The sequence below is a fragment of the Enterococcus sp. CWB-B31 genome, from assembly GCF_020567645.1.
Taxonomy (GTDB): Bacteria; Bacillota; Bacilli; order Lactobacillales; family Enterococcaceae; genus Enterococcus_L.
The window spans coordinates 104,096-121,022 of record NZ_JAJDJW010000010.1; the positions used below are offsets into that span (position 1 = coordinate 104,096).

Here is a 16,927-nt window from a genome sequence, read left to right on the forward strand (position 1 = left end):
CAGATTTTTTCTGTCCTATAACACATCCTGTTGCACATTCATTTCTGCAAAAAAAGATATTGCAATCTTTTTCACAATAAAATCTGCAATGGTTCTTCTTGCTTCATCCATCTCTTCTTCTGCTTAAAGCTTCTGTGTTTACACCCTTTATTCAGTATTCTTACACGCCAGCTGTCCTTCTGTTTCTTAAAATGATCTATTGTTGATTAATAATAATCACCAGAAGAAAGCGCTTCAAGTATTTGCAAAGTAGAAATGATACCTTTAGAATGAGAAGACTTCTAAATCAGACCGGAATTTATATCCACAAAAAATATTTATTTAAATCAGCACATTTGTGCATATAACATTTAGAAATAACATTTTCGCTTAAAGACTGCAGCTGGTAAAACCAGCAAAAAAAGAGCGGAACAAATGATTCATTTTTGTCCCGACTCTTATTTACCTTATATAAATTGTTGCTCTGGCTAATTCTTCATTTCCATTTCAGTATTCGTTCTTAGACTGCTCAAACACACTTCATTTAATCGCTCAAAAATGCTGTATCTTTATCAAAACGCAAAACTTCGAGTATGGTTTCCTGATCTGTCACCAAAGAGTGAATATATCCTCTCTTTAGCATCGCCAAAATAGCCCTTGCCTTGGCTTTCCCTCTGGCAATTCCTATTGCATTTGGAACTTTTGCAAGCTCTGTTAGATCCAAACCAATCGTGCGTTCATAAAGACTTCCGGTCAGAATTTTCCCATCTCGATCAAAAAAGCGGCAGCAGCAATCTCCAATCGCCTCTCTAAGTTTCAACTCTTCAATATCCTCTTCTGTCAGTAAATCCCTCCACTGACTTTTTTTTAAGCTAAGCGGTCCGCCGATGCCGACAATAGCCGTGTCCAAGCGCTGCCAATAGGCTTTCAACTCTTCAAAATATTTTGACTCAAAAATTCCATTTTTCAGTTTTTTTGTTTCCTGAACAACTGTAGCATTTACAAAAACACTTTTACCGTTAAATTTTCTAGCCAGCTCATAGACAAGTGTATTGACATGAAACTGCGAATTGATATGGCTTGGTCCTCCGACAATCGGAACAACTGTGGTATTTTCAATACGTCTGTTCTCAATACAGCTGATTGCATTCCCCAATGTGGCTCCCCAGGAAACACCAATTATCGTGTTCGCTTCGATATTCCTCTTAATAAAATAGCCTGCTGCCTGAGACAACCGTCTATCCTTTTCTTCGTTTGTATCTCCTTGCTCCATTGGAACCAGCTCAAGCTGCTTTAATTGATATTTTCGTTTCACATACTGTTCCAAAGAAAAAATCTCTGAATTTATCCCTTCGATTTGTATCTTTACAATTCCTTCTGTCTGAGCCAGCTTTAACATTCGGCTAATCGTTGTTCGATAGATGTTCAGTTCCTTTGAAATTTCATTCTGTGTCTTTTCTTCTACATAATAAAGATACGCAATCTTTGCTAATAATTTTTTCTTTTCTTCCTGCATTGCTGTCACCCGCCTGCTCATCTCTTTAGATGCCATTAATATACCACAAAACAAACGGCAGAAAATACTTTTTTATCAACAGAAAAAAACAGCTAAATTTTTCTCATCCATTATTTTTTGATTTCGAGTAAAAAAAAGATTTATCCAGTCAATTTCTGTGGATAAACCTTTTTTATTTATTGTCCCGGCAGAAAGCTTCTGTCAGACCAGCTGGAAATAACCGCCCACATGATCGCAGCAAAAATTACTGCATACAAAAACAGCCCTATTGGATTTCTAGGATTAAGCGCCCAGCCGACACCCAAACTTTTTGGTACAACCAGAGGTGAATGCCAGCCGCTGTTTAAACTGTCCTTCGGAATCACAATAAAATATCTTGCTGTTGTCAGAACATAAAGCACCCCAATAAGAATAACCGGAATCCACGCAGCAGAAAAATGAAGCTGATCCAGAATACCCAGAAATACGAGCAGCAGAATTATTCCGATCAACACCGTATCCAATCGCTTCTTTGTTTTTAATCTCTGTAATGCTGCAGCATCTTCATTCATTTTTTTCATCAAGTACTCATCTCCTTTAAGTAGTACATCCAAAGAAAGTTCGTAATAGTCGCTGATTTGAATGATTGTAGGAATATCCGGATAATTCCTGCCAACCTCCCAATTAGAAATCGTCTGTCTTGATACATGAAGCTGATCAGCAACTTCCTGTTGAGTCAACCCCAGCTGCTCACGATGACTTTTTAATTGTTTTCCCAGTGACATTTCTTAGTTCCCCTCTCAATTCAAACTTAAAGAATAAACAGATAAATAACAAGCTAATCTTACTTGCAATTCTTAAAATTAGCAAGCTCGAATCTCAAGCATGCTGATAAATAAGGCTTTATAAAGGAAAAGACAGTTGATTTTTTTCAACTGTCCGTTTATAAAATGATGTGCTATAAAAGTATTTCATACATACTATTTTAGTAGATTGGAATCTGTTTAAAGCGAAATAACGCTGCTGTTGTTACAAGAATGCAAATAGCCAATGTGACTAAAAGCGCCCCCTGTACCTGACTGAATTGGATACCTGCATTTATACCTTCTGCACTGACATCCATCAGTCGCATGGGGTTAATTTTTGTCAGCTCTGAAGAAATGTTCATAACAAATAATAGAATCAGCGCAAGAAATCCTGAAAGTAAGCCGCCTAATGTTTTTGGCAATAAAACCTGACCTAAATTACTGATCAAAATAAACAGCAGACCAAACAGCCATAGCTGGAACAAATAGAACAGCAGCTTTGACATCGGTTGATTTTCTCCCGGGAACAGCACAATATTATAGACATAATTAACCATAAAGGATACTGCCAGTCCAAGAAACCAAAGACAGGCTTGGTATATTACCTTTGCCAGCATCGCAGCATTCCTGCTGATTCCTTTTGTTACCAAAAAAATCAAAGTACCGTTAGTCAGTTCCTTACCTAAAGAATTTCCAAAGGTAATAACAAAAATAATTAACGTCATCTGGCTGTGATTCTTAAAAAACTGCAGCCAGCTGTCCGCCACGGTTGGTGTTGGCAGTTCAATAACCAGCGCTGTGTCTCCTGCTCCCAATGATTTAATCAATTCAGGAAGCAGTTTGGCGAGTGCCGGGCTTAACAATCCAAAAAGAAGAAAAATGATACCCATAATGAAAAACCGATACGTACGGAAAGCATCGACAGCTTCTTTCTTTATTAAAATTAGGCAGCTCATCTTTTAGTCACCTCCATAAAAATTGCTTCCAGCGAAGGTTCCAGCTGCTGAAAGAGTTTGGGAATGATGGCATTAGCTGCAAAATAATCCATAAATATTCTGCCGGCTTCGGAGATATTTTCCGTGTACACAGTTAAAACCTCTTCTCCCTCTATTCTAAAATGGTCAATAAACGATTCATAAAACTGTTTTTTGTTGCTGCTGTTCTCAAAATCAATAATAAAACCATTGATATGATAGCTCTTCTTAATCTCTTCCAAACTTCCTGAACACTGAATTTCGCCTTTATGAAGAATGGCAATCTGATCACTAACTTTTTCCACATCTTCAAGAATATGACTGGAAAACAATATGGTTGTTTCTTTTTTTAGAGATACCATTAGATCTAAAACCTCTTTTCTGCCCAACGGGTCCAGAGCTGAAGTGGGTTCATCACAAATAATCAGTTTTGGACGATTCAGCAAGGCCTGTGCCAAACCAAGCCGTTGTTTCATTCCTCGAGAAAAATTGCTGATTCTTCGTTTTCCGCTGTTCAAATTTACCAGATTTAAAAGCTCCTCTACTCGATTGTCCAGCTCCTCTTTTTTTATTCCTGTCAATTGACCTACCAGCTTTAAATACTCTGTTGCAGAATAGAAAGAGTAAAAGGCTGGGACATCCGGTAAATAACCAATTTCTCTATTAGTTGCCTGATTGTTATAAACAACTTTCTGCCCACAAACAACCACTTCTCCCGATGTTGCAGGAAGTAAACCTAAAATAATATTCATTGTTGTAGTTTTCCCAGCCCCATTCTCTCCCACAAAGCCATAGATTTCGTGCTCAGGAACTTGAATGCTGACATCTTTCAACACCTGATCTTTACCAAAATCCTTTTGAATACTTTTTACTTCCAGAATATTCATCACTCTTCTCCTTTTCCAATCAGAAAGTATGCAATCGGACCGATAATTTGGAAAAATAATACCAGAATACTCCAGATCCAGACATTCCCAAACCGATAATTCCGATGCTTGATAACATGTATCAGAGCAACAATACTCAGCGTTAAGGAAACAACCAGATAAGGTGCCAAATAAGGTAAATAGTTCATTAGTTCATCCATTGTTACTCGCTCCTTTATACTGCTTGTATTATACACTATAATGCAAACGATATAAAGGAGCCATAGAAAGTTAGGCTGAAAAAAGTTCTGTTTAAACATAGGATTTTCGGTTAATGATATACCATCATCAAGCACTATAGGTAAAGTGGTATACTTTTTGTGATGGCTTTGTCATCACAAACTCAACAATCAGACAAAGAAAGGAAAAACACATGATTATTTGGATAAACGGTGCCTTCGGTTCCGGAAAAACAACGATTGCAGAACTGCTTAACAAAGCAATCAAAAAATCTTGCATTTACGATCCGGAAAACATCGGTATTTTCTTTATGAAAAATCTTCCACGAGAAATTCAGCTGGATGATTTTCAGGATTATCCCGAGTGGCGGCAGTGGAATCTTCATCTGCTCCTTAAGCTGGCGACAGAATATGATGGTGATATTATTGTCCCCATGACATTGTACAGAGAAGATTATTTTAGTGAAGTTATTGGCGGGTTGAAAAAATCCGGAATCAGAGTGGAACATTTTCAACTGGATGTCTCAAAAAAAGAGCTCATTCGTCGACTTGAAGTTCGGGAAAAAGATAATCCAGCAAATTTAGAATGGGGAAAATTAGCTGTTGATAAAATTCTGGAGGCTTTCTGCCAGACCGATATCTCTGAAAAAATTATCAATGAACACAGAAATCCAGATGAAATTGTAAAGGAGATATTGGAGAAAACAGCTGATACAACAAACTGATTTTATAACTATGTGCTCACAAAAAAGAGGAGAGAATTCAGCTGATAGTTCACCTGCAACTACATGCTCTTCCCATACTGCATTACGAATATTGATGTCTTCTTCTTCCTTTTATTTGCTATTCCTATCACTCATTTAATTATCTTATCTAATATCTCCGTATTCAGACCGTCCATCATCCCAAGAAAAACAGATTGAAAGCCGTTGTTTGTCAATAGTTTTCTTGAGGCATGGTTGTCGGGAGCAATCATGGCAGTCAGTTCTTTTAACGGAGAAGCCTCTACCAAAGCCAGCAGCTGCTTCACTGCCTCCCTCCCATATCCCTGTCCCCAGTATTGAGGTAAAAACATATAACCAATTTCTGCTTTTTCTGTATTTCCTTCCTCACAAGTGACATGGACCCAACCTAAAAAGTCCTTCGTTTCACTATGAACTACTTTAAAAGAACCTAAATTTACCAGCCTTGAATTTCGGCTAAGTACTTTTTGGAAGTTCTCCATTGCTTCAATTTTTGGAATAGCCCGCTCAGTAATTTGAGCCATTACTTTTTCATCCGAAACCAGTCGATAATAGTCTGAGAAATCATTTTCTGAGATTTTCATTAATTGTATATCAGGCACTTCTTCTCCTCCTTTCAGCTTTTCCCAGTATAACATTGAGCAACTTCTGCTTTCAATCTTTCACTAGTCTGCTATAATAAACTTTTGGGGAAGGAGGCAATTATGGAAAAGCATTTATATCTGATTATCAACACACATGCAGGCAGCGGAAACGGCCAAAAAGCTGCAGCAAAATTAAAAAAACAACTAAAACTATTTAATATAAAGCACAGCCTTTATTATACTGAATATGCAGGTCATGAAAAAATAATTGTACAGGAATTAGCCGAAAAGATTCTGATCCCATGGGAAGAGTCAATGAAAGAAAGTGGTGATAAACCTTTTCCCCTGTTGGTTGTAATGGGCGGAGATGGAACACTTCACTGTACTGTAAACGCATTGTATGAGATCAATCCTGCCATCCCTATCGCCTATCTGCCTTGCGGTTCAGGCAATGATTTTGCCAGAGGGGCAGGAATTAACCGACAAATAGAAAAGGCACTCTCTCAATTATTACGGGCTGATCAGCCGCAAAAAATTCAGGTCATGAAATATTCAGAAAAAGTTCAAGATGAAAAAGGACTTGCAGTAAATAATATCGGAGTAGGTCTTGATGCGGCAATCGTTCAGGCAGCCAATGATTCTGCAACAAAACAAACATTGAATAAATTTAACATGGGATCTTTTTCCTATCTTTTTTCAATTCTAAAAGTTTTATTTACTCAAAAAGGCTTTCCGATTCTTATCGATATTAACGGCCAAACTCTGGAATACAGTAAAGCCTTTTTATGTACAGTAACTAACCATCCCTATTTTGGCGGAGGAGTGGCCATTGCACCAACTGCAGATCCCAAAAAACCAGTTCTTGATTTGGTATTAGTAGAACGAATTAACATTTTTAAAATCTTTTGGCTGATTTTTTTACTGATTCGTCAAAAGCATATGAATTCCAAGCACCTTCATCACTATCAGTCCAGCAAATTCAGAATTATTTCCACTGTACCGGAATATGTACATGCAGATGGCGAAATTTTAGGAAAACGAAACTTGGACATCACCTACTCTTTGGAAGAATTCCAATTTTGGTTTACAGATAACTGAAAAAGCTTCAGAGCAGTAGATAACCTCGCTGATCTGAAGCTTTTTTATTTTTGCTTTTATTATCTATATATTTCTCGGCATTCCATACTGGAAATTCCTTATTATTCAGTCAAAAAATCACTTGGTGTTACGCCATTCATTCCAATCATCGGATCAATAGTCTGGGCTGAAGCAAGATGAGGGGTCAGCAGCCACTCAATTTCTGTTTCTATTTTTTCGACTATTTCCTTCTCCAGTTCTGCAACATCAAACAACGAAATTGACTGGTCAGATTTTGGTTCTTCTCTCTTTTTACCAGTTTCTACAGTATATATTGCCGACTCTTCTTCAATTAAAACTGGCGCTTTTGAAGGAACAGCTTCTCTCTCAGAGCTTTCCTCAACTTCTGTAAACGGCGATTCTTTCATTAGACCTTCTTCATATGCTTCCAGTTGGGTTCTTAACGTTAGGGTCATTCCGCCCGCATCCAGAATACGTTGTTTCAGTGTCGTCATCCGACTTGCTGATTCTCGATTTACACACTCCTGAAAAGCATTGATTTCTCCTAAAAGAATCAAAATATCCTTACTTCGTGTAACCGCTGTATACAGAAGATTTCTCTGAAGCATTCGATTGTATTGGCGAACGATCGGCAAAATAACCATTTTAAACTCACTGCCCTGAGATTTATGAATGGAGCAGCAATAGGACAATGTAATCTTATTCCATTCATTTCGCTTATAGCTGACCTCTGTATTATCAAATTGGAGAACCAGCTCATCCACTTTATCATCAGACTCTTTTGCCGGAATAATTCCAACAACTTCTCCCATATCACCATTAAATACGTTTACTTCAGGTGAATTGACCAGATGCAAAACCTTATCACCGATTCGATAAACAGTGTCATTCCATGAGACTTCTTTTTTTGTTCCATCGTTTGGATTAAATATTTCCTGCATCATTTTATTCAATGCATCAATACCGGCAACCCCTCTATACATAGGTGCCAGCAGTTGAATATCCTGAGCAGTAAAACCTTTTAACTTCGCTTTGGTCACAATCTGCTTTACATACGTTTCAATGTGGTACGCATCACTGGCGAAAAACGAGCGATCCTTCTGGTTGATCGTGAAATCTGAAGGCAGTTTTCCCTGACGAATCTCGTGAGCAAGAGGAACAATACTTGACCCATCTCCCTGTCGATAAATTTCAGTCAGCTCAATGCTGGGTATTTCTTCGATCTGAAGCAGATCATGCAGCACTTGTCCCGGTCCTACAGAAGGGAGCTGGTCCTTATCACCGACTAAAATAACCTGCATATTTGTTGGGATTGCTTTGAACAGAGTGTTGGCAAGCCAGGTATCAACCATCGACATTTCATCGATGATCAGCAATCCTCCTTCCAATTCTTTGGCACTCATCGTTGGATTTTTTTCTCGCCCGGTCAATCCCAAAAGCCGATGAATCGTACTGGCATTCAAGCCGGTTGTTTCATTCATTCGCTTTGCAGCACGACCCGTAGGCGCTGCCAAATGGATAGGAAACATTTCCTGTGTATAGTCCTTTAAATCTAAAGAAATTCCATTTAGTTCCGCAAACAAAGATACAATCCCATTTATAACAGTCGTTTTCCCTGTTCCTGGTCCCCCGGTTAAAATAAACAGAGGGGATTTGATGGCTTCTTCAATTGCATTTTGCTGTGACTCGCCATAAAGGATTCCCTGCTGCTTTTCAATGATTCGTATATCTTTCTCTACTTCCTCCGGATCATAAAGGATCTCTTTTTTTCGTGACAGAAGACGCTGGATAGAAGTCCCAATCCCCCACTCAGAAAAATACAGACTGTTTTCAAACAGCTTCGTACCCTCCTGTTGAATCTTTCCTTCCTCCACCAGATGAATAATCTGATTTGCTGCCTGATCTGGAGAAATCTCTACTGGACGGCTGCCTTCCAACAATTGAATACTATTATTCAATAACACTTCCGCCTCAACATATGTATCACCTGTACGAACAGAATGCTGAAAAACTTCATGAGTGATTGCGGCTCTAACCCGCTGATCTGAATCAGCTCGGATTCCAAGCTGCTCTGCCATATTATCCGCACGCTTAAACCCTATTCCCTCAATATCTTCTACCAGCTGATATGGATTTTCCTGAATGATAGAAAGTGTATCCTCTTTGTACGTCTGATAAATAGTAAAAGCCAGCTGACTCCCAAAACCATAACGGCTTAACCCGACAATCACCTGCTCCATTCCATGATTTAAACGGATGGTATCCAAAATTAATGCCCGCTTTTTTTCATTAAGCTGGGGAATTTCCTGAAGCAGATCAGGTTCCTCAATAATCCGGTCAATTGCTTCTTCTCCCAGCGTTTCAACAATTTTTTCGGCAGTTCTTTTTCCGATGCCCGGAAATTTATCACTGGACAGATAGGCCACTACCCCATTCACAGAGGTCGGACGTTCCTGTCGATAACTATCTACTTGAAACTGACGACCATATCGGGGATGATCTGTAAAATGACCAAAGAAGCGGTATGGTTCTTCCTCCTGAATATCACCAAAACTTCCAGTTACAACAATTTCCTTTTCCAAAAAATCTGTATTTGTATCTGCAATGGAAACTAAAAGAACTTTATAAAAATTACTTGGATTTTGAAAAAAGATTGCTTCAATTTTCCCGGCAATAAATTGTTTTTCTGCTTCATCTGGAATAAGCTCCATCTGATTCACCACCTGTCTGTCTTGTTTTTTTATAAAAAGGAATCATCATTCCATAATGCAAGCTTAAATGGCCCCTGATGATGAGGCTCAGTTGTTTTTAGAATGGTCAGGCTGTTGTTATTTAACCCCCCCATATTTCTCAGTTCACTCATGTCTTTCCCGGCAAGATGTTGAATGCCGGCAGTCAGAGAAGCACCATGACCGACAAATAAATAGGGCCCTTCACCTGCTGCTATCGCCTGCTGTACCACTCCTGAAATACGTAAAATTGCTGATTCTATCGGTTCGCCTCCAAATATTTCCGGTTCATAGCGATCCAAATGATAACGCATATTGTCCATTTGATTAGCATATAACTTGCGCATTTCATGAATTGACTGTCCTTCCAGCTTGCCTAGTCCTAATTCCTTCAACTCATCTGTATAAATAATTTCTGCGGGTTTTAAGAGCTCGGAATTCAAACCTTCTGCAGTCTTCCGAGCTCTCAAAGAAGTACTTGAATATATTTTTTTAAAAGCTACTTTCTTTAAATGATTTCCTAATTTGCCAATTTCTTCATAACTCGATGGAAGTAGCGGCGAATCCCCTGTCATCCCCTGAAATCTCAATTCCTTATTCCATTCTGTTTTCCCATGACGGGTAAAATACAAATCCATAGCCTGTCTTCCTCCACATTCAATCATTTGCCCTTTTTAATCTTTTTCCAGTTTATCATTTTCACTGAAAAATATCTATGGAGGGTTATTTCATCTCAATTTTTAATCAGAAATTACTGCTGCAATAAAAATGTTATTCCCACGGCTTTCTTATTTATTTTAAACTCTTTATACTGTTGTATTGGATTAAAAGGAGACAATATCATGGTTGAATTTAAAGAAATAGATTTCAAAGAGAATGAAAGGAATATCATCGCTTTTTTGGATGCTCATCAAACTGAAGCAACAGGAGTTGAGCAAGCAATCCCAACTCATTTCTCTATAGGAGCCTATGATGGTACAAAATACATTGGTGGTATCACAGCGAATAATTGGATGAATACTACACATATTTCTCTTTTAGCAGTCGATACGGAATATAGAAAGGATGGTTTGGGCTCTAACCTGCTTATTCAAGCCGAAAACTACGCAAAAAGTCAAAATGCTGAAATTATCACTATTCATACTCAGGATTATCAAGCCAAGACATTCTATGAAAAACACAGCTATCATGTTTTGGGTAAACTGCCCAACTCACCGTTCAAGGGAACCACAAAATACTATCTGGCGAAACAACTCTAGGAAGCTTCATTTGCTTTTGCTGCACTAAAACAAACAGTCGGAAAAAGCGGTACTGATTATCAATAGTTAAATTGCTGATCGAACTACTTATGTCAATACGACTTTTTTTTCCCGACTATTAATTAATATAAGTAGTTGATATCACTGGCGACTGTGGGATAAAGCATCATTTGCTTACTGATATCTGCTGCCGAAATTTTCTGATTAATGAGCAGTGTCATTAAGCTGACCAGCTGATCTGCTTCATTACTGAGGATTGAAGCTCCAACCAATAATCCTGTTTTTTTGTTTACAACAATCCTTGCTTCAGCCAACAGTTCGTTCCTTATGCTTATAAGTAAACCAGCCGGATAAATCCAAATTTTGAGCCTTAAACTCTTCCTTCTCCTGCTCTTCCACTTCAGTTTTGCCAACCTGTGCCAGCTTAGGCGAAGTAAACAAAATAGTAGGAATTTGGGGATAATTAATTTTCTGCTCTTCATTTCCACTTATTAAAGACGCCAGATAGCTCCCTTCAAAGCTTGAAACAGGAGTCAGTTTGGGTTGTTTTTTTGCAAGACAGTCACCAAAAGCATAAATATTCGATACACTTGTTCGAAGAAATCCATCCACTTCAATTCCTCTTTTAGAATAAGCTACACCAATCTCCTCCAAATTCATTTTTTCAACATTTGGGATTCTTCCGGTTGCACAAATAGCTTTTTCAACAATTAGTTCTTTACCATATTCAAGCTTCACCCTCAATAATCCTTCTTCTTTTTTTATTTCAGTCACAGACTCGCTAAAATGAAAATGAATCCCATCCTGCACCATACGCTGGGTTAATTCAAAAACCTACTGCTTATCAAACTCTTTCAACGGACGATCATTATGATGAATAATATGTACATCACTTCCACTCTTATGAGCAATATTAGCCAATTCAAAAGAAATATATCCACCGCCAATAAAAAGTATTGTTTTAGGCAGATGAAACATTTCCAGAAAATCTGTACTTGTTTCCAGATACACCTTTCCGGGAATATCCAGAATTGCTGCATGCTGACCAGCTGCAAGAATAAAATAATCCGCTGTAAACCTCCTGTTCTCAACAACAATTGTATGTTGATCCTCAAAAACAGCTTTTCCTTCAATCACTTCGATTCCAGCATTTGTTAACCCTTCCTTTTGTTCCCTCGGTACGGCTGATGTAAATTCCTCTTTGAAAGCCATTAACTCCTCCCAAATAATTGGTGAAGGCTTCTGAGTTCCATGACCAGCCAGTTGTTTGACATTTTCCTGAACCTCTATTGCATGATACAAGATCTTTTTTGGATCACAGCCTCTGTTTGGACAAGTACCGCCCCATTTATCAGCTTCTACAACTGCTGCCGATTTTCCTGCTGCTTTCAAATCATATGCAGCAGCCATACCTCCCGGTCCACTTCCAACAATAATTACATCAAAATCTCGCTTCATATCTAATCCTCTCTCCATTCTTATCACTTCCTTCATTATAACTAGGGAATAAAAATGTCTCGAACAAAATGATTTTTATCTCTCTGCTATGCTATTATTCTCATTTGTTTTCTGATAAACCAAAATAACTGATATTTACTTTCGTTATCAGCCTATGCTACTCTTAAAATATAGTTTGTTATTTTTAACAATTATGTAAATAGATAGTTGCAGTAAAGGAGAAAAGGAAGAATGAAAAAGAAAAATTGGGTATGTTTAGGGAGTTTTCTGTTATGCGGATTGCTCCTTGCAGGATGCAGCAGCATGGATACTTCGAAACTAGAAGAAAAAGTTGACAAAATATCAAAAAGTGTTGATAACTTACATGAGAGAATCGACGAATTAAGTGAAAATGGCGTTGACATCAGTAACACGGCAACTTCTTCAACCAAAGAAAAAAAATCAGCTGTTACCAGTGAAAGCACTGAACAAAGTAGCGATGAAACAAAAAAGGTTTCGGAACTCAAAAACAGCATCATAGACTACACCATTAAAAACGAAAAAATTAAATTCACAGTAACAAAAGTTGATTTTATTCAAAATATATCCTCACACTTGGATAAAGATGGTTTAGTAATAGTCTATTACACCATGGAAAATACAGGATCAGAAAATATAGAAACCAACATAGAGGCGTTAAATTATCTTTATGTTACAGAAGAAGATAAGAATACAGAAACACATCTTGATTGGGCAAATGAACTATATCGCTACAAGGAATACAAGGAGCTCTATAATAAAAGTACTTCTGCAGTCAAACCTGGCGGAAAAGTTGAATCAGCCATCTCCTTCTATATATTAGATAACAGCATGGATATAAATATCAAAGTCAGTACTGATCCGGAATTTAAAATGACCGGTGAGAATGCTGAAGCAGCTGAACTATTTACTGCAAAAACTGTTTCAAAAAGCTTTAAAGAGAATAAAGATATTAAACCAGAATAACCCCAGTGTTTATCAGAAAAATAAAAAAAGAAATGGAGTTTACCATGAAAAAAACAATGATTTTGGCAGCTATTTTAGCCTGCGGAACAATTCTTACCGGTTGCGGGAATTCGAATTCTTCAAAGCTAGAAGAAAAACTAACAAAACTTGAAAAAAATGTTGATACTTTAACTAAACGGATTGATGATCTTACAAATAAAGCGGCTGAGACTAATGAAGATGATGTGTTGGCAGGAAAAGTTAAAGTGCCTGATCCATACTTCAAAACTCAAGAACAGGTTGAAGCTGAATTTGATGCCATTGGACTGAAAGTAAAGTTTGTTAAAAAGAATTTTGATAGTGCAGCGACAACAAACAATACGAAAATCTATAAAGGAGATTGCTACCAGCTGGAAGATGGTTCAGGCGCAGACTATTTTGGTCGTGACGAAGTCGGCGATGATTATGGTTACTATGCGGATGAAGGAAGTACAATTATCGTTGGGTACTCTGATCATGATTTTGATGGTAGTAAAGACACCAAAAGCTCCAGTTCTACTGAAAAGACAAAAGAAAACTCCAGTTCTGAAACTAAAGAAAGTAAAACCCCTGCTAAATCATCAAGCAGTTCTGCTTCTGGCATTTCTGACAGTGATATTGAAGGAATAAAAACGTACAAAGATTATTTGGATATGTATTCAAATATTATCACAAACTATCTTTCCGAATATGAAAAAGTATTTAAAGATACTGTATTATATGATGAATCAGCTTTTGCCGATATGAAAAAAGAATACCAGGCGACACTTGATGAACAGAAAAAGCAATATGATGACTTAGGCACTAAAACATTAGTTGGTAAAGATAGTCTGGTCAGCTTCTTAAAAACTTACCGTGACAGCTTATCAGACTACATTGACCGCATGAAAGATGCACTAAATTAAGAATAAAAAAATAAATGCGAGACCGAAATTCACCTTTTCAGTCTCGCATCTATTGTATCAAGATACGGCATAAATTTTCTGCTAAAAGAGGTTGGAGGACAGATACGAAGAGCGCGTTTGGAACTTTATTTCTGTCCCACTCTCATTATCACATTTCAGCTACCTCTGGATGTTAAAACAAATTCATAATAAATACTTTTAATCCAGCTTATCATTCTCATAATGATGTTGTAATTCTAAATTTGGAAACGCCTGCTGACGCAACGCTTCATAGACCACCAATGCAGCAGTATTTGACAGATTCAAGGAGCGAACATGTTTATCATTCATAGGAATTCTCAGACACTTTTCCTCATTCTCTCTCATAAACTCTTCTGGCAGACCCGTTGTTTCTTTTCCAAACATAAAGAAGTGGTTCTGTCCATCTGCAAAATCTTTATCACTGTATACCTGATTGGCAAACTTCGTAATCAAGTGCAGCGGCTGATCTCCCACATAACTTAAAAAGCTTTCAAGATCGGCATGATACGTGATATCGACATCATGCCAGTAATCTAAACCAGCCCTTTTCAAGTGCTTGTCATCTGTAGAAAAACCTAACGGCTCTATGAGATGTAATGGACTGTTAGTAGCAGCACATGTCCGGGCAATGTTTCCCGTATTCGCTGGAATTTGAGGTTCAAATAAAACAATATGGTTTTTCATTTCCTAATTCCTTTCTATCTAAAAAAATACTGCTTTCATGTTATTTAAAAAATAAAAAAAACGTATCGGCTCGGTGTCAATCACTGCGAGTCGTTACGTTAGTGAAGAATCTTTTCACTAACTTTTATCAGAACAGGAACCTGATAAAAACCAATGAAAAAACAACTTGTATGTAATATAACACCAATATAGAAGCATTGCAATAGTTTTTCATAAAATAATCAAATGTAAGCGTTATCTAACTCTGCCAACTAACATCCGAAGGTCAATTGTGACTTTTTCAAGAGGATTTTGTTTAAGAACTTCTTTAATTTTTGGATCAGCCTGCCATTCCAACGGAGACATTTCCAACAGATCCAGACGTTTTTTTTGAGGTATCTCAAAAACCGAAGTGATTCTTTCATCGGCAACAACAGCCAAAGACTGTGAAAACTTCTCAATTACTTTTTCATTCGAATAGGACTGCTTAGCTTGATTGTTTGGAAAGAAAGCCTCTCTCAATTCTCTCAAATAACCCGTTTCCGGAACAATTTTCACTACGAGTCCATTGGGCTTTAAAACCCGTTGAAACTCGGCATAATGAGAAGGAGAAAAAATATTCAGCAGACAGTCAGCAGATTGGTCAGCAAATGGAAGATTGGTCAAATCAGCTGCACACCAAAAAGCCTCGATCGGCTGATTGCTTGCCAAATAAATACCATCCTTCGAAAGATCAAAACCTATCTTCGTACCAGACATCCCCAAATGGGTTAATTCTGTCAGAAAGCTGCCTTCTCCACAGCCGATATCAATGATATTCTCTTTTTCCTGTACAAAAGGAATCAATTTCTCCAGCATCTTCCGGTACATACCGCTCTTTATCATAACTTGCCTATGACTGAACATTTCATGATTATACTCACTTTGATTATGGCTTTTCAAAAAATAGAGTGTGCCCTTTTTTGAAAGATCAAACTGATGATTTTCTTCACATTTTAACGTATAGCTCTCTTGAACAAATGACTTGTGACAGATCGGACAGCGAAACAGCTGTCTGTTTTCAGCCAAAAAAGCCTTTGCTTTATCAATTTTTTTCTGCATAAGCAGCTCCTTTATCTTCACATTCGTTTATCCTGCTTTATCTTACAATGAGAATCCCGCTTTGGCAACTGCAGAAATTGTGTTACAATTCGTATGGATAAAAATAATTAAAATGAAGGCTTCCTACACTTCATCTCATCCAGTCTTGCTCAGTATTCCTACTAGGAAAAGGGCTCGTTCATCTTGATTAGCAAAAGAATATAAACAGCAAAGGAGCAATATAAAAAATGATTAAAGAATTTTGTGCAGAAAACTTCACTGATATTCCAACAGCAATTAGAAACGGTGCCGGCAGAATAGAACTCTGCGACAATCTGGCTGTAGGCGGTACTACTCCAAGTACCGGTGTTATTGAAGAGGTACTCAATTATGCTGGAGAGCACTCTATACCTGTCATGACAATGATTCGACCGCGTGGCGGTGATTTTGTTTATAATGACATTGAATTAAAAATTATGCATACTGATTTAATCGAAGCAAAAAAAATCGGCACAGACGGCGTTGTATTTGGCTGTCTGACAGCTGAAAATCAGTTAGATGAAGAAGCACTTGAATTACTCATTGAAACATCAGAAGGGCTGCAAATTACCTTCCATATGGCTTTTGATTCCCTAAGTAAAGAAAATCAATTTAAAGCCATTGACTGGCTGGCCGAGCATGGGGTTCAAAGAATCTTAACTCACGGCGGACCTACAGGAACCCCAATTGAAGAAAATCTTCCTCATTTGAAAGAACTAATTGATTATGCAGGAGACAGAATCATCATTTTACCCGGTGGCGGAATCAACACTCAAAATATCCAACAGATAACAGACGCACTAAACATCAAAGAAGCACATGGAACAAAGATAGTTTGATGTGAATTTTAAATCTGTCATGTCTCCAATCAAAACCTCCAGTGTGAACTGGAGGTTTGCTCTGCGGCTGAAAGCCTCTATTACCGGCCAGAGCCTGAAAGGCCCACTGAAGAAAGGTCTCCCGCTAGCACCACAATTACTCACGACT

Annotated in this window: 17 protein-coding genes and 1 pseudogene; 6 read left to right on the forward strand and 12 right to left on the reverse strand. The window is 37.8% G+C overall.

The genetic code is table 11. From position 1 onward, the window contains the following. Positions 1-523: 523 nt before the first annotated feature. The 5 genes from LI954_RS10495 to LI954_RS10515 all read right to left on the reverse strand — a co-directional run bounded on the left by LI954_RS10495 (position 524) and on the right by LI954_RS10515 (position 4,341). Positions 524-1,531: a sugar-binding transcriptional regulator gene (locus tag LI954_RS10495; RefSeq protein WP_324254753.1), complete on the reverse strand. Its 1,008-nt coding sequence runs from the start codon at positions 1,529-1,531 to the stop codon at positions 524-526. 140 nt (positions 1,532-1,671) lie between these two features. After that, positions 1,672-2,259: a helix-turn-helix transcriptional regulator gene (locus LI954_RS10500; protein ID WP_229444439.1), complete on the reverse strand. Its 588-nt coding sequence runs from the start codon at positions 2,257-2,259 to the stop codon at positions 1,672-1,674. 200 nt (positions 2,260-2,459) lie between these two features. Beyond that, positions 2,460-3,236 (reverse strand): ABC transporter permease, encoded by a 777-nt coding sequence (locus tag LI954_RS10505; RefSeq protein WP_229444440.1) that lies wholly within the window; start codon positions 3,234-3,236, stop codon positions 2,460-2,462. Continuing rightward, positions 3,233-4,141 carry an ABC transporter ATP-binding protein gene (locus LI954_RS10510; RefSeq protein WP_229444441.1) on the reverse strand — a complete coding sequence of 303 codons (909 nt, stop codon included), beginning with the start codon at positions 4,139-4,141 and terminating at the stop codon, positions 3,233-3,235. Before LI954_RS10510 ends, LI954_RS10505 begins: the two co-directional genes overlap by 4 nt. Beyond that, positions 4,141-4,341 (reverse strand): PLDc N-terminal domain-containing protein, encoded by a 201-nt coding sequence (locus LI954_RS10515; RefSeq protein WP_202067713.1) that lies wholly within the window; start codon positions 4,339-4,341, stop codon positions 4,141-4,143. The genes LI954_RS10510 and LI954_RS10515 overlap by 1 nt, the downstream gene beginning before the upstream one ends. A 188-nt stretch (positions 4,342-4,529) precedes the next feature. Between LI954_RS10515 and LI954_RS10520 the strand changes: the two genes are divergently transcribed. Continuing rightward, positions 4,530-5,084: an AAA family ATPase gene (locus LI954_RS10520; protein WP_324254755.1), complete on the forward strand. Its 555-nt coding sequence runs from the start codon at positions 4,530-4,532 to the stop codon at positions 5,082-5,084. Between the two features lie 131 nt (positions 5,085-5,215). Here LI954_RS10520 and LI954_RS10525 read toward each other — a convergent pair whose 3' ends face one another. After that, complete coding sequence (locus LI954_RS10525; RefSeq protein WP_229444442.1) at positions 5,216-5,704, reverse strand: GNAT family N-acetyltransferase; 489 nt, start codon at positions 5,702-5,704, stop codon at positions 5,216-5,218. A gap of 102 nt (positions 5,705-5,806) precedes the next feature. On the opposite strand from LI954_RS10525, the gene LI954_RS10530 reads away from it, so the two are divergent. Then, entirely contained in the window at positions 5,807-6,784 is a 978-nt protein-coding gene (locus LI954_RS10530; RefSeq protein WP_229442478.1) for a diacylglycerol/lipid kinase family protein, read from the forward strand. 101 nt (positions 6,785-6,885) lie between these two features. Here the strand turns inward: LI954_RS10530 and LI954_RS10535 are convergent, their stop codons facing one another. Together LI954_RS10535 and LI954_RS10540 are read right to left on the reverse strand one after the other, a co-directional pair. Beyond that, positions 6,886-9,495, reverse strand: a complete 2,610-nt coding sequence (locus LI954_RS10535; protein ID WP_229444443.1) for an ATP-dependent RecD-like DNA helicase — start codon at positions 9,493-9,495, stop codon at positions 6,886-6,888. A gap of 29 nt (positions 9,496-9,524) precedes the next feature. Further along, positions 9,525-10,151, reverse strand: a complete 627-nt coding sequence (locus LI954_RS10540) for a histidine phosphatase family protein (protein ID WP_202067708.1) — start codon at positions 10,149-10,151, stop codon at positions 9,525-9,527. 204 nt (positions 10,152-10,355) lie between these two features. Here LI954_RS10540 and LI954_RS10545 point away from each other — a divergent pair, with 204 nt between their 5' ends. Continuing rightward, positions 10,356-10,772, forward strand: a complete 417-nt coding sequence (locus LI954_RS10545) for a GNAT family N-acetyltransferase (RefSeq protein WP_229444444.1) — start codon at positions 10,356-10,358, stop codon at positions 10,770-10,772. A 122-nt stretch (positions 10,773-10,894) separates the two neighbouring features. On the opposite strand, the gene LI954_RS10550 is transcribed toward LI954_RS10545, so the two are convergent. Both LI954_RS10550 and LI954_RS10555 read right to left on the reverse strand, forming a co-directional pair. Beyond that, on the reverse strand, positions 10,895-11,086 hold the full coding sequence (locus tag LI954_RS10550) for a hypothetical protein (protein ID WP_229444445.1): 192 nt from the start codon (positions 11,084-11,086) through the stop codon (positions 10,895-10,897). Further along, positions 11,079-12,266, reverse strand: a pseudogene (locus LI954_RS10555) (dihydrolipoyl dehydrogenase family protein). Before LI954_RS10555 ends, LI954_RS10550 begins: the two are co-directional and overlap by 8 nt. A gap of 195 nt (positions 12,267-12,461) precedes the next feature. Between LI954_RS10555 and LI954_RS10560 the strand changes: the two are divergent. Next, a complete protein-coding gene (locus LI954_RS10560; RefSeq protein ID WP_202067705.1) occupies positions 12,462-13,214 on the forward strand; it encodes a DUF5067 domain-containing protein in 753 nt (250 codons plus the stop codon). Between the two features lie 44 nt (positions 13,215-13,258). Beyond that, positions 13,259-14,137, forward strand: coding sequence for a hypothetical protein (locus LI954_RS10565; RefSeq protein WP_229444446.1), 879 nt, complete (start codon positions 13,259-13,261; stop codon positions 14,135-14,137). A 198-nt stretch (positions 14,138-14,335) separates the two neighbouring features. Here LI954_RS10565 and trmL read toward each other — a convergent pair whose 3' ends face one another. Together trmL and LI954_RS10575 are read right to left on the reverse strand one after the other, a co-directional pair. Continuing rightward, positions 14,336-14,842 carry a tRNA (uridine(34)/cytosine(34)/5-carboxymethylaminomethyluridine(34)-2'-O)-methyltransferase TrmL gene (gene trmL, locus LI954_RS10570; protein WP_229442474.1) on the reverse strand — a complete coding sequence of 169 codons (507 nt, stop codon included), beginning with the start codon at positions 14,840-14,842 and terminating at the stop codon, positions 14,336-14,338. Between the two features lie 234 nt (positions 14,843-15,076). Continuing rightward, positions 15,077-15,922 (reverse strand): methyltransferase domain-containing protein, encoded by an 846-nt coding sequence (locus tag LI954_RS10575; protein WP_229444447.1) that lies wholly within the window; start codon positions 15,920-15,922, stop codon positions 15,077-15,079. A 227-nt stretch (positions 15,923-16,149) separates the two neighbouring features. Here LI954_RS10575 and LI954_RS10580 point away from each other — a divergent pair, with 227 nt between their 5' ends. Further along, on the forward strand, positions 16,150-16,779 hold the full coding sequence (locus LI954_RS10580) for a copper homeostasis protein CutC (RefSeq protein ID WP_202067701.1): 630 nt from the start codon (positions 16,150-16,152) through the stop codon (positions 16,777-16,779). Positions 16,780-16,927 lie beyond the last annotated feature (148 nt).